At 32.2% G+C, this 12,986-nt stretch carries 12 protein-coding genes and 1 pseudogene; 10 read left to right on the forward strand and 3 right to left on the reverse strand.

Annotation, left to right across the window (positions count from 1 at the left end; genetic code table 11):
- The first annotated feature begins 62 nt into the window (after positions 1–62).
- From ACQH6S_RS07480 to queF, 3 genes are all read left to right on the forward strand, one after another.
- Positions 63–428 carry a hypothetical protein gene (locus tag ACQH6S_RS07480; protein WP_341748958.1) on the forward strand — a complete coding sequence of 122 codons (366 nt, stop codon included), beginning with the start codon at positions 63–65 and terminating at the stop codon, positions 426–428.
- 389 nt (positions 429–817) lie between these two features.
- On the forward strand, positions 818–1,174 hold the full coding sequence (locus ACQH6S_RS07485) for a DUF4870 family protein (protein ID WP_425360303.1): 357 nt from the start codon (positions 818–820) through the stop codon (positions 1,172–1,174).
- A 1-nt stretch (position 1,175) separates the two neighbouring features.
- Positions 1,176–2,006 (forward strand): NADPH-dependent 7-cyano-7-deazaguanine reductase QueF, encoded by an 831-nt coding sequence (gene queF / locus ACQH6S_RS07490; protein WP_425360302.1) that lies wholly within the window; start codon positions 1,176–1,178, stop codon positions 2,004–2,006.
- 50 nt (positions 2,007–2,056) lie between these two features.
- Here the strand turns inward: queF and ACQH6S_RS07495 are convergent, their stop codons facing one another.
- On the reverse strand, positions 2,057–3,115 hold the full coding sequence (locus ACQH6S_RS07495; protein ID WP_425360301.1) for a hypothetical protein: 1,059 nt from the start codon (positions 3,113–3,115) through the stop codon (positions 2,057–2,059).
- Between the two features lie 312 nt (positions 3,116–3,427).
- Between ACQH6S_RS07495 and hflK the strand changes: the two genes are divergently transcribed.
- The 7 genes and pseudogenes from hflK (at position 3,428) to ACQH6S_RS07530 (ending at position 11,661) form a co-directional block, all read left to right on the forward strand.
- Positions 3,428–4,483, forward strand: coding sequence for an FtsH protease activity modulator HflK (hflK, locus tag ACQH6S_RS07500; RefSeq protein ID WP_425360300.1), 1,056 nt, complete (start codon positions 3,428–3,430; stop codon positions 4,481–4,483).
- A gap of 6 nt (positions 4,484–4,489) precedes the next feature.
- On the forward strand, positions 4,490–5,347 hold the full coding sequence (gene hflC / locus ACQH6S_RS07505; protein WP_094649661.1) for a protease modulator HflC: 858 nt from the start codon (positions 4,490–4,492) through the stop codon (positions 5,345–5,347).
- Between the two features lie 178 nt (positions 5,348–5,525).
- The gene (locus tag ACQH6S_RS07510; protein WP_425360299.1) at positions 5,526–7,061 is read left to right on the forward strand and encodes a Do family serine endopeptidase; all 1,536 of its coding nucleotides are present in this window, start codon (positions 5,526–5,528) and stop codon (positions 7,059–7,061) included.
- 179 nt (positions 7,062–7,240) lie between these two features.
- Positions 7,241–7,996 carry a rhodanese-like domain-containing protein gene (locus ACQH6S_RS07515; protein ID WP_425360298.1) on the forward strand — a complete coding sequence of 252 codons (756 nt, stop codon included), beginning with the start codon at positions 7,241–7,243 and terminating at the stop codon, positions 7,994–7,996.
- Positions 7,997–8,195: 199 nt separating this feature from the next.
- Entirely contained in the window at positions 8,196–8,555 is a 360-nt protein-coding gene (locus ACQH6S_RS07520) for a Na+/H+ antiporter subunit C (protein ID WP_094649174.1), read from the forward strand.
- Positions 8,556–8,560: 5 nt separating this feature from the next.
- Positions 8,561–9,835: pseudogene (locus ACQH6S_RS07525) on the forward strand (proton-conducting transporter membrane subunit); the annotation flags it as partial.
- A 317-nt stretch (positions 9,836–10,152) separates the two neighbouring features.
- Positions 10,153–11,661 (forward strand): proton-conducting transporter membrane subunit, encoded by a 1,509-nt coding sequence (locus ACQH6S_RS07530; RefSeq protein ID WP_341748952.1) that lies wholly within the window; start codon positions 10,153–10,155, stop codon positions 11,659–11,661.
- Positions 11,662–11,684: 23 nt separating this feature from the next.
- Here ACQH6S_RS07530 and ACQH6S_RS07535 read toward each other — a convergent pair whose 3' ends face one another.
- On the reverse strand, positions 11,685–12,440 hold the full coding sequence (locus ACQH6S_RS07535) for a class I SAM-dependent methyltransferase (protein ID WP_425360295.1): 756 nt from the start codon (positions 12,438–12,440) through the stop codon (positions 11,685–11,687).
- Between the two features lie 25 nt (positions 12,441–12,465).
- Positions 12,466–12,978 carry an RNA pyrophosphohydrolase gene (locus ACQH6S_RS07540; RefSeq protein ID WP_094649164.1) on the reverse strand — a complete coding sequence of 171 codons (513 nt, stop codon included), beginning with the start codon at positions 12,976–12,978 and terminating at the stop codon, positions 12,466–12,468.
- Between the last annotated feature and the right edge of the window lie 8 nt (positions 12,979–12,986).

Raw genomic sequence — 12,986 nt, forward strand, 5'->3', positions numbered from 1 at the left:
CATTATACTTCTTAGGTTCTGCATGCAGAACCTAATTGAAATCAATATATGGTAATAAATTTATGGTAAACAAAATAAATATATCTAATGTTATTAAATTCCCTTCCCCATTTGAACGCCTTAAATCATACACTAGTTCACCTGATGTCATCTTACGTAAAGCTATTATTACCCAAGCAATTATTGATGCAACCAATATATCAGAATTACGTGTTGCAAAAAAGCTTGAACTAGAAGCAAAATCATGGATTTTTGGTGGTAGCGAATCTTTTAAGACAACTTGTATGGAAGGTGAGATTGAACCAGCTTTTGTAGTAAAGGTAACCAAGGAAATTATAGAGCTACATAAGAGCAAATCTAACTTTAGAAAGCAATCGCAACAAAAATCAGTAAATAGTAAAAAATCATTATTTAAAACAAAATTATAGGTAGATTTATTATCTATCAAATATTATAATAAATATGTTATAATTCAGGTATAATTACGACTAGAGCCTCGTCTTTTAGTTAATTATCAGTTGGTATAAGCATCTCAGGGTAATGAAGCTGCTTATATTTTAGTTAGAACAATCATCAAGCCATTATAAAAATTTAAAATAATGGCTTGAAATTCATATGATTATATACTAGTTGTATAATTATAGGCAACCCTATTAGCATTACTCTGCTATTAGCGAGGGGGTGATGAAACAATGTTGTTTTGTCTCATACCTGCAGGGATTCCTGCCATTGTTAAGAATGACAACTTACAATTGCTTTGTCAACCTACGCTCTTTCTTGCAATAACGGTAGATATACTAATTTTAAAGAGATGAAAATGGATAAGGAAGTTAGAAAATATATAGCAGCCGGAAGAACTAATCTAGTGGTAATTTATATATTATTTTTGTGTGGAATAGTTGCTCCGTTATTACCTATTATTGGTGCAGTTTTTTCCTATATTAATAAGGATATTAAAAATAAATATTTATCTAGCCATTATATTTTTATATGGCGGACTTTTTGGATAGGATTCGTTGGTATGATGATATCTATAATAACCACTATAATACTAATTGGACCTGTATTGTATATATGTTTGTTGGTGTGGTTTATATTAAGGATTGCTATGGGTTTCAAATATTTATTAAATGGTGTAGAACATCCGAATTACATGACTTACTGGATAAAATAAAATGGATTTTGAAACTATACTCGGCAAGCAAACTGCGTATATAGATGTGTACGATAATAGTTTATTACAGCCAATTAGTCGTAAATTTGCTAGAGAGCAATTACAGATAATAGGTGATTTACCTTTTTATGGCTTTGATATTTGGAATTGTTATGAGGTCTCTTGGCTAAACCAAACTGGTAAACCTGAGATACGGATATTGGAATTTATGGTGAGTAGCGATTCACCTAATATTATAGAATCAAAGTCACTAAAACTTTACTTAAATTCTTTTAGTAATACTAAGCTTAACAGTTCAGAGCAAGTAATAGAGTTAATTACCAGGGATTTAGGTCTAATATTTGGGTCAGATGTAATAGTGTTTTTAAAAGATTTAGAGTCATATGATGGCACTAGGCTGCAGTCTTTTTCAGGTATAAATCTCGATAAATTAGATGTGACAATTACTAGTTTTGAAATTAGTCAAAATTTGCCAAAATTATTGGAAGATAATACGAAGATCGTCGATGAGGTACTATATTCTAATTTGCTCAAATCAAATTGTTTAGTGACTAATCAACCAGATTGGGCATCAGTACAAATTAGCTATCGAGGCAAAAAAATTAACCATAGTTCTTTATTAAAATATTTGGTGTCATTTCGTAATCATAATGAGTTTCATGAACAATGTGTTGAGCGTATTTTTTGTGATATTAGTAAGTTTTGTACACCCGATGAATTAACTGTTTATGCCAGATATACAAGACGTGGAGGCATAGATATTAACCCTATAAGGTCTAGTAGCAATCTAGATGTTACAAAAATTAGCAATTTAAGACATATTCGTCAATAATTACTGAGTAGCTAATGATTTAAATGCACACGATTAAAAAAATATTAGTACTAAACATTTGTTACCCCGTCATCACCAACTAAATCAACAGTAGAATCATTATAATTATCACCATTGCCTGATTTGAAATGTTTATAGCAGCAAGCAGCAATACTACCCAGCAATGCTGCCCCCACTCCCAGAAATGTTAATGTAAGGGGAAGTGAAAATGAATTTGTAGTATTTTGCTTGGATGGGGTTGCTGTAAAATCAAGAAATTCCTCAAGTTCTTTATTAGGCTCTGTAGTATCTGCAGCAGATTCTTGCTGAGTGGTAGAACTTTCTAAAGAATTTGTTTGTTGATGCGATTGTAGTATTTGTTGAATCGCTTTGTATATAGGCAAATTTTTATCAGTTATACCTTTGATATTAAGAGAGATAATATCAGTCTTTTCAACGGCTGATAGAAATTCTCCTGAATTTTCTAGATCGAGTGGATTTATATTGTTTTTTGATACCTTCAATTCCTTAATTTTACTGCCTTTAAGCCCTAATATAAGATTTGTTAGTTCTTGAGCTCTTACATGGGAGTCTGATATCTCTAATGTAGCAATGTTGGTTTTTGCTATTTCTTCAGCAATTTTATACAAATCATGAGTATTTAGACTATTTGGTTTAAAAACCAAGTTAGTAATATTAGTCTTTTGCAATTCTTGTAGAAATTGTACTACCAGTTCTGTGTCTATGTTGGGAATAGACACAGTTAGCTCACTAATTGTAGTATTTTCACACGCTTGTATAATCTGTTTTATTTCTTGGTATCCTAGATTCTCCAATAAAACCAACTTATTAAAAGTGTTATTTTTTACTTCCTTTGTAAAAATCTCTATATTAAATCCATTCTCTCTAATAATTATAGCATGATCTCCGGATTGATGAAATAGCCAATCATTATCTAATGTTTCATGCGTAATTAGCAAGTGAGGGTTATTTTTGGCTATAGCATTAAGGCTATAATTGTCTAGGGTTGTATTATTGGTGAAATTGCTAGAGTTCTTAAAAAACCTTCCGGCAGCAGCATTTGCAACAGCACAGAAGGTGATAAGATAACTAAGGGAAAAATATTTCATAAAAATCGCGTCCTATTTGTAAATATTAATTAATGTTTAATTTAACAAAAAAGTTAACATAAACTATTAAAATTGATAAAATAGCTTTTTTATATAGAAGTCAAGATTTAATTTCAAATATATTATGATCCATTCTTTACTTTTGAATTTATAATTGCTGTTTTTTTTTGGTAACGAACTTGACGCAGTTAGAGATACAAGATATAATTAATTAGTTATCGCAGACCGCCTCCTAATTTATTTTATAAGGTATTAGTGCTAACTATATTTAGTGATATAATATACAAATTAACAAAATAGCAATAGCATAAAATGTTTAATCAAATTTTAAAAAAATCCCCTTGGGGAGATTCTGAAGAGGATGAAAAAGGTGAATATAATATATTTACTAGACCAAGGAAAAAAAATAAGTTTAATTTCCAGGAATTTTTTAATAATTTTGGTTTCAACAACAACATAATGATATTAGTGTGTTTATCATTAGTTGCCATTTGGTTTGCTTCCGGAGTTTATGAAGTTAAGGAGGGCGAAGAGGCAGCCGTAATGAGGTTTGGTCAATTTGTTCGCAAAGGGTCTCCTGGTTTGAATTATCACCTTCCTCTGCCATTTGAACAGGTAGTAGTTGAGAAGGTAAACCAATCTCGGAGAATTGAGATTGGTTATAGATCGGCAAATAACCTTAGATCTAATACGGATAATACAAAAGCTATAATGGCTGAAAGCACTATGCTTACAGGTGATGAGAATATTGTTGCACTAAATTGTGACGTAATGTGGCATATTAGCGATTTGGAAAAATATATTTTTAATATTGTCAATCCAGAAGAGTCGGTAAAAATAGTTGCTGAAAGTGCGATAAGAGAAGTGATCGGCAATACCCCTATCTCTTCAATATTATCAGACCAAAAACAAGAAATTACTAATAAAATTGAGGCTTTAACCAGGGAAATCCTTGTTCATTATAATGCTGGTGTTGAAATTGAAAAAGTACAACTACTAAAAGCTGAGCCACCAGTTGAAGTAATCGATGCTTATAGGGATGTACAAACTTCTAAAGCTGATAAAGAACGGGAAATAAATCAGGCGCTATCCTATAATAATGATATTTTGCCTAAAGCAAGGGGTGAAGCTGCTAGAATATTGCAAGAAGCGGAAGGTTACAGGCAAGAAGTTATCTCAAAGGCTGAAGGGGATAGTAAGAGATTTGCTGCTGTCTATACACAATATGTTGCTAATAAATCGATAACTAAGGATCGTCTTTACTTAGAAGCTATAGAAAAAATTCTAACGGATACCAGTAAGGTTATTATGGGTACTAATGGCGTTTTGCCGCATATGGCAATTCAGCAAAATAAAATTAAGGAGTAGTACTGGATGAAGACAATTTATTATATAAGTTTTGTAGCTCTTGGATTATTCTTAGCAGTTATTAGTGCTTTGTTTACTGTTGATCAACGTTATTCTGCTGTGGTATTTCAATTCGGTGAAGCAGTAAGGACAATTGAAAAACCTGGATTAAATATCAAAATTCCATTTATTCAAAATGTTGAGTTTTTTGATAAACGTATCTTAAACGTAGAGGCAGAGGCAAAGGAGCTAACTGCTTCTGATGGAAAAAGGGTAATCGTTGATGCTTTTGCCAAATTTCGTATTACTGATCCTGTGATGTTTTATAAAACTGTTCATAACTACCAGGGCGTTAAAATTAGGCTTAATAAAAACCTAGAATCTTCAATGAGAAAAGTTATAGGTAGATTACCTTTAACTAGCCTTCTTACCAATGAGAGATCTGAGATAATGTCAAATATCCTAAATCAAGTTAATCAAGAGGCAAGAAATTTTGGACTTGATGTAATTGATGTTAGAATTCTAAGAGCTGATTTACCGAAAGAAAATAGTGCGGCAATTTATCGTCGTATGCAAACTGCTCGTGAAAAAGAGGCAACTCAAATAAGAGCTGAAGGGCAAGAAGAAGGATCTCGAATAAGATCAAGAGCTGATAAAGAAAGTAAAATATTGCTTGCTGAAGCTTATATGCAATCTCAAATTATTAAAGGAGAAGGAGATAGGGAGTCAGCCAAGATATATAACCTTGCTTATTCTGTTGATCCAGAATTTTATAAATTCTATAGATCGTTGGAAGTATATAAAAATACTTTAAAGAAAGAGGATACTTCTTTTGTGTTGTCTCCAGAAGCCGAGTTATTTAAATATTTAAATTTGGGGAAATAATAGTTAATTGATGACGTTTGGTTTACATATATGTCATTGCGAGACCACATAGTGGTCGTGGCAATCTATTTTAATCACTTTCCTGGATTGCTTCGTCGACCTTGCGGTCTCCTCGCAATGACGGTTAGTTATTTTCAGTTTTTCGTAATGACGTTTTACAGTTAATTAAATAGATGATATGGTTCAAAATATTATTAAGTATAATAATTTACTAAAATATTTATTTATAGCTTTTCTGATGAGCCTATGGTTGGCATCATCTGTTTTTGCTGAAAATATTCCATTAAATCAAATTTCGTTAACTAAGGATGCTGCTACTGAGGAATCTAGTGTACCATCAATAAAAGCCTCTGAATCTCCTCGCTATAGTTTTGCCGATATTGTTGAGCCACTTATTCCAGCTGTGGTAAATGTTTATACCGTACAATATAGTCAAAAGTCAGAAGATTTTCATAAAAAATCTTTTGAATATTTTCCGTTTGATTATTTAAATGAACTTTTGGAGCGTTTTAATTTACCTTTTAATTTTGATGAAATGTATTCAAATCCTAAATCTGTTCCGCTTGGTTCTGGTTTTATTATAGATGCGGCTGGTTTTATTGTTACTAACCATCATGTAGTTGCTAATGCGGATGAGATTCACGTAAAATTAACTGATAATAGAGAAATGTTAGCTAAATTAGTAGGTAGTGATCAAAAAACCGATCTTGCTCTTTTAAAAATTGAGGCAGAAAATCCTTTGCCTTTTGTAAAATTTGGGGATTCTGGTAAAGCTAGGGTAGGGGATTGGGTTATTGCTATCGGTAATCCTTTTGGTAGACTTGGAGGAACTGTCACTGCTGGTATCATATCTTCAAAAGGGCGTGATATTGATAGTGGTATAGTAGATGATTTTATACAAACTGATGCGGCTATCAATAATGGTAATTCCGGTGGACCAATGTTTAATATTGATGGTGAAGTTATAGGAGTCAATACCGTAATGTTCTCACCTTCTGGGACTAATATTGGTATTGGATTTGCCATTCCATCTAATACCACCAAATCAATTATCAACCAACTAAGGCAAAATGGAAAAATTAATCGTGGTGGTCTTGGGATAATAATTCAAGAAGTAACTAATGAAATAGCTGAAGGATTTGGGTTAAAAGAAGCCTATGGAGCATTAGTAGTGGAAGTGCAAAAAGATGGTGCAGGTGAGAAATTTGGTATAAAGCCTGGAGATGTAATAATAGAGTTTGCTGGACAACCAGTAAAAAGTTCAAGAAGGTTACAGGTAATGGTTGCTGAAGCTACCGTTGATCAAGAGGTAAAAATTGTAGTCGTACGTGATGGTAAGAATCACGAGCTAAGTGGTAAGATTAGTCAAGAAGAGGAACCAGAGGCTAGAATAGCAAGCGATAAGGTGAGTGATAAAACCTCTATTGTAAAAAATAATATTACTTTTAGTAATTTAACCGATAATTTTAAACAAAAATTCGCCATTGGCAATAAAGCTAATGGTATTATTGTAACTGATCTTGCTAAGGATGGAAAAAATTATAAATTTAAAGTTGGTGATTTAGTAATAGCATGTAATCAACAACCAATAATTTCAGTAGAGCAGTTAAATTTGTTGTATGAAAATGCCAGAGCTATGAAGAAACAAAATATAATCTTATTGGTACAGAGGAGGGGTGTTTCTATGTTTATAGCTTTGCCGGTAACAAATTAGATTTGGTATTTTTATAAAAAGATGTCACCTCTGCTTGACTTAGTGTCACCCCTGCTTCGGTGCGGGGTCTTAGATTCCGCACCGAAGCAGGAATGACAATTTAACTTGGAATTACAATAGTTGTGGGAGACTGTTGGAAATAAATATGCTTTTTAAATTTAAAAAATATAATGTTTACTATGGATAATAATGTTAAAATATCAGTATTAAGTTTTTATAGTTTTACTAAACTAGAAAATCTTGAAGTTTTGCTGCCAAAGATTTTATATCTTGGCAAGAAAAGAGGGGTTAGGGGGACTATTCTTTTAGCTCCTGAAGGGTTTAATGGTTCAATTTCTGGAGCAAAAGAACAGGTAAATTTTTTATTAGATGAAATTATTAGCCTTACGTTAGCGGAAGATGTAAATATTAAAATAAATTACTGTGATATTCATCCTTTTCAAAAATTGAGAATAAAGCTTAAAAAAGAAATTATTGCTATGGCAGTTGGCGATATTGATATTGCCAATCTTAAGGGAGAGTATATTGAAGCAAAAGATTGGGACAAGTTCATTAGCCAAAATAATGTGGTAGTAATAGATACTAGGAATGACTATGAAGTGTGTATCGGTACTTTTAAAGGTGCTATAGACCCAAAAACAGAGACATTTAAGCAATTTCCAAAATGGGTAGAACAAAATAAAGACCTACTTGTTGGCAAGAAAATAGCGATGTATTGTACTGGTGGAATTAGATGTGAAAAATCAACAGCCTATCTAAAGAAACTTGGTTTTAATGATGTTTACCATCTTAAAGGTGGTATCTTACAATATTTAGAAGATACCCATAATCATAGCAATTTATGGCAAGGAGAATGTTTTGTATTTGATGATAGGAGAGCTGTGGCAAGTGACCTATCGCCGGCTGAAGGGCATTGGTTGCAACGCGGTGATTAATATATAGTCAATTGATGAGAAGGAACGTCATCGCTTGCCGTTCTCCTATTACTTTAGGCGTCGCTCCATCGTTCCTAGCCCCAAATTCTCTTGAATTGACTATACGCATGGCATAAAAGTAATAGAAAAAACAACCTGACGTCATTGCAATGATATTGGGTGTATTAATTAAGGAACAATGTTTTTAGAAGCTATATATATCTCAAAAATTTTATATTTTTTAACACTGCTCGTATTAACTAGTGGTTTGTTTATAATGTTAATCAGTGATAATTATGTTCGTAAAATCATAGGGCTTAGTGTTATGCAAAGCTCTGTGCTAATTTTTTACCTGATGCTTGGTAAGGTAAATGGGGGTATTGTGCCAATTGAGCGTAGTTTACTGCAGAATTCTCAGCTTTATGTAAGCCCATTACCTCAGGTGCTAATGCTCACGGCTATTGTTGTTGGTTTTGCTACATTGTCATTAGGGCTTAGCTTGATTTATCGTATTTCTAAGCAATTTAATACTATATCGGAGCATGAAATTAATTTTAGCGAAGCGACTCCGAATGATTGAAATAAATGATATTAATTAAACATTTTCCAGCTTTACAAGTATTGTTGCCATTTTTTGGGGCATTATTTTCAATACTAACTTTTCGTTATGTGCGTGTCACTCGAATTATAGCAGTTATTTCGATTGCACTAAGTTTATTTTTAAGTATTTATGGATTATCGGTAATTAATAAAGGTACCATATCATATGATTTTGGTAATTGGCATGCCCCCATAGGTATTGAATATAGACTAGACTACCTGAATCAACCTATAATTACCTACATTAATGGCGTATTATTATTTTTTCTAATTTTCTGTAACAAATTGCTGGCAACTACCGTACTTAAATTTATTGATCAAAAAAGGCAATCGTTATTTTACGCACTTTTATTATTTGCCCATAGCGGATATCTCGGTATATTGAGTACTAATGACCTTTTTAACCTTTATGTATTTATTGAAATATCTTCATTAAGTGCTTATGCCCTAATAGCACAGGGTAATAACCCCAAGGCTGTTATCGGTGCTTTCGATTATCTTATGCTCGGTACAGTCGGGGCAACTTTGATATTAATAGCCATTGGATTTTTATTGAGTAGTACTGGTAGTCTCAATATGTCAGATGTTTCAATGTTACTTCAAACAAATTATGACTGTAAAATAGTCAAGCTAGCTATTAGTTTTTTTCTAATTGGAGCTATATTAAAAACGGCTTTTTTCCCGATGCATTTTTGGATGATTCGAAGCTATTCTTCGGTTGCTCCGGTCATTTTGACGTATCTTGCCAGTATCTCTAGTATAATGGGTCTTTATATAATATTGAGGTTCATTCATTTTACCATTGATTACAGTATAATCATTAATGATTTAGCAATTTTTATCAAACCGATCGCTTTGGTAACTATTATTTTATGTACATATTTTGCTTGCCGAAGCAAAGAAAAAGTCAGAAATATTGTGATATATTCTTCGGCAGTACAAATTGGTTATATATTTTTGTTATTAGTCGTTCCTAGAGGTGAATTAATCCTAACTCCATTTTTGTTAGCTGATAGCCTTAATAAGATTGCTCTATTTCTAATCATTGCTTATTTTGATACTCATAGCATACCCAGTACCAGTATGTTATGGCGTGTCTTGGTAGTATTTAGTCTAATTTGTAGCTGTGGTTTGCCAATAAGTAGTATGTTTTTCATTAAGCTTTCTATTTTTGAGTTGTTGATTGTTGAAAATCTGTGGCTCGAGTTGGTGATTGTTGTTATCAGTTCTGCTATGTCATTACTTTATCATTATAAGATTGCCAAAAAACTATGTTGGCATCACTCTAATTATACAGCTAACCCGACTAATATCACGCCAAATTCCCAGTTGTCATTGCGAGGAGCTACTTATAGTAGCGACGAAGCAATCCAAGAAAACAATAAATTTGGATTGCTTCGTCGGCTTACGCCTTCTCGCAATGACGCCAGTTTACTATGGTTAAATGCTAATCACTCTAATTATACACTATTACAGTCTAGCACTAAGTATAAATATTATGGGCTAATTTTTGTTAGTGTAATACAACTTCTCCTACCAATATTCTTAAACCAATTACAACTATTAGGAGGGCGTTAATGTACCCTTCTGTTACCCCTAGTTTTTTGATTATATCAACTTTACTTTTAGCTATGTTAAATTTAGTTACACCTTTTATCAGTAATAGTGATAATAATACACGTAACTCTTTATTAATTACCATTAGTAGCTTCTTTTTTGTCAATATTTTAATTATTGATTGGTTATTTCTGAAGGGCGTAAGAGCCAATCTATCAATAACCATCTTTAGTAATTTTGCTATTGGACTGCATTTAGAAGCTCTCAGTCTCATTTTCTTAACCTTACTGAGCTTCTTATGGATTTGTGCATTAATTTACACCACTAAATATTTGGCAATTAATAATATTGATAATTCTAGTCGTTTTCTATTCTTCATTAATCTAAGCGTATTATCTGGGGGGATGGTAGCATTATCTTCAAATCTCTTTACGATGTTTATTTTTTATGAAATATTAACATTATCAACTGCTCCATTAATTGGTCATAGTGGTGGAGATAAAGTTATGGCAGGAGTCTATAAATATTTAAAAATATTGATGATCTCAGGGATATTACTATTCTTGCCAGCTATAATAATTATTTATGCTAAAGCAGGGCATGGTAACTTTACCTCCCAAGGTTTTATCGAGCATTATTTTTCCAAGAATCAAACCATAATTTTGTTATTAATGTTTATTTTTGGCACATCAAAGGCAGCCTTATATCCTTTGCATCAATGGTTACCAGCGGCAATGGTAGCACATTACCCTGTAAGTGCTTTGCTACATGCAGTGGTAGTTGTTAAAACTGGACTTTTTTGTATTTATAAAATTCTGATATATATTTTTGGTCTTAAATATTTACACTCTATTTTTGCCGAATTTAATTGGATCATTTTCTTACCTATTATCACCATATTTTATAGTTCCTTTAAGGCATTAACTAGTGATAATATTAAGAAGATTCTAGCCTACTCTACGATTAACCAATTAGGGATAGCTTTACTTAGTAGCTTGATGTTTACCTCAAAATCTATAGGAGCAGCTATCCTACATTTATCTTCACATTCATTTACTAAAATCTGTTTATTTTATGGAATGGGAAGTATTTATAGCTTAAAGAAGACTAACCAGATATCTGACCTAATCAATGCTGGTAAAGAAATGCCAAAAACTAGCTTTATGGTATGTATTGCCAGTTTATCGTTAATCGGCATTCCCCCCTTTGGTGGTTTTATTAGTAAATTTTATATTATGCTTGCCGCTGCTGAGCAAAATCAAATATTAGTTATGGGAGTGCTAGCTTTAAGTACTTTATTCTCTGCACTTTATTTAGCAAAGCTTGTGATATTTATTTATAAGCCTGTAAATTGTCATTCCCGCGAAAACGGTAATCTAGAACCCCACCTATGTAGGGATGATATGAAAATTTCAGAAAATAAATTGCCCAATTCCATGATGCTTAGTCTAATTATATGTTCATGTTGCATCATATTATTTTATTTTATACAGATTTTTATTAAGAAGTTTTTTATATTTATATGGTAAATATAGCTATGCACTCATTGTAACTATCTATCGTGCTGTTCGTTCTTCTTAGCAACAATCTGAATTTCGATGCATAGGCTAGGAATTAGTTTACCTAATTTATGGTTAAAATCTAACCACCATTTATGATTTTCAAGTGGTCGAAGAATACCTCCTGAAATAACTCGAAATCCTCTATGCTCTAAAATTTCCAATTCAGTATATTTATGAAGTAATTTTGTAAATGTAATTAATGAAAATGCTTGAACATGACCTCTAATTTTTTTTACTCGACATATTTTATCAATTAAAGGCACTAAATATCGACGTACTAAATGTATTCCATGAGGGAAAATTGGAACCCCCAGAAATAACGTCCCGCCAGGCTTTAATACTCTTTCTATCGATTTAAAAGCAAGTTCTAATTCATCTAAATGCTCTAAAACTTGTTCACAAATTACAATGTCAAAACTGTTGCTCGGAACATTTAACATTCCTTGCATTAAATCAGCTTGGTATAAACAACTATAAGATTCCTTCTTATATATATCATCTCTTATTTCAATATCTGCTCCATAATAATCTATTACTTCATTATTTGGTTGATTTTCGATATAACGCCGAGACACACCAGAAGCAACACCAATATCTAATAACTTTACTCTTTGGTTTTTAGATTTAATTTCACTTACAATACGACTAACATCTTTTGAAATAACGTAATATCTACTTTGACGCAAACTATATTTCTCGCATCTACGAGAATCTACACCAAAAGCCAACTGTTTTTTATTAGTCATAATACCAAATTTAATTTCTAATTTCTTACTTTACAGAACATAGTGTATCATTAATGATCGGAGAAAATTCTTTAACTACAGCTTTATAAAGTTTTCGTTTAAAGGGAATTATAATTGACAATAATTCGTCAAATTTAACCCAACGCCATTCCTCAAATTCTGGGTTACTAGTGTTAATATTAATGTCTTCATTAGTGCCTTTAAACCTAATTAAAAACCACTTTTGTTTTTGCCCTCGGAAATTACCATTCCATAATTTAGGTATTAAAATTTTAGGTACGTCATAACTATACCAATATTTGCTTTCTGCAAGAATATCACCTTTATTACAACCTATTTCTTCTAGCATTTCCCTAAGAGCTGCAACACTGGGTGTTTCTCCCAAATCTATACCGCCTTGGGGCATTTGCCAAGCCGATATTTTAGTGTCGATTCTTTTACCAACAAACACTCTATTAGTACCATCAATTATCATCATACCTACACTTGGTCTGTATGGTAATTCATGGTAACATTTACGAAGAGTTTTATTTTTCATATTCTTAA

It is taken from the genome of Candidatus Tisiphia endosymbiont of Mystacides longicornis (genome assembly GCF_964031095.1).
Taxonomy (GTDB): domain Bacteria; phylum Pseudomonadota; class Alphaproteobacteria; order Rickettsiales; family Rickettsiaceae; genus Tisiphia.